This window comes from Alcanivorax sp. HI0044, assembly GCF_001634945.1.
In genome coordinates, this window is sequence record NZ_LWEZ01000566.1 from 1 (window position 1) to 884 (window position 884).

The window sequence follows — 884 nt, forward strand, 5'->3', positions numbered from 1 at the left end:
TCAAGCGTGTTTGAAAAGGGACCAGGCCAGCATCAGCCAGCCGATGATTAGCGCGGTGCCACCGAGCGGGGTGATGGCGCCAAGCCATTTCTGCCCGCTCAACACCAGTACGTACAGGCTACCACTGAATACCAGCATTCCGGCAAACAACACCCAGCCGGCAGTGACCATGCTGGAGGCGCCGAACGTTTTCGCCAGTAAGCCCACCAGTAATAGTGCCAGCGCATGGAAGAAATGGTATTCGCTGGCGGTGGCCCAGGTGGCGAGCAGGGATTCATCCACGCGGGCTTTCAGGCCATGGGCACCGAAGGCGCCGAGCATGACGGCAAGGGCGCTGTTGAGGGCGCCGAGGATAAGCAGGGTTTTCATTCAGGACTCCGCAGTGGCGGTCAAAACGAGTGCCGCCTCGGGTTGCATAGTGTACCGGAATATCCGTGTCGCGGGGTACATTCGTTGCGAGGGTAGGAGCGCCGCTTGGGGCGCGAACCCGAGCCTTGGCGAGGGATGTCGTTTCGAGTAACGAGAAGGGGTTGCGAGGGGCCGCTATTCGCGCCTCAAGTGGCGTTATTCGCTTCGCTCACCCTTACGGCCAGCCAGTGGCTGTTACCTTCGCAAGCTCGGTTCCTGCAGCGGGAATAAGGTACGACCGCATGATGCGTGTCGTTGCCGTAAAACGGCACAAAAAAGCCCCCCGAAAAGGGGCTTTGGCGTGTTGCCTGTTGCGTCTCTTTACGCCATGGCGTTTCGCAGCTTCTTGATGGCGTTGTTTTCCAGCTGGCGGATGCGCTCGGCAGACACGCTGTATTCATCGGCCAGCTCCTGCAGGGTGGCTTTCTGGTCGGCCAACCAGCGGCGTTCCAGAATGTCGCGGCTGCGGTCGTCCA

At 60.3% G+C, this 884-nt stretch carries 2 protein-coding genes; both read right to left on the reverse strand.

The window, feature by feature from the left end; all coding sequences use genetic code 11:
* Entirely contained in the window at positions 1 to 369 is a 369-nt protein-coding gene (locus A3730_RS06820) for a DUF423 domain-containing protein (RefSeq protein ID WP_063520231.1), read from the reverse strand.
* A gap of 360 nt (positions 370 to 729) precedes the next feature.
* On the reverse strand, positions 730 to 884 hold a 155-nt coding region (locus tag A3730_RS29520; RefSeq protein WP_304439475.1), incomplete at its 5' end, for a sigma factor-like helix-turn-helix DNA-binding protein.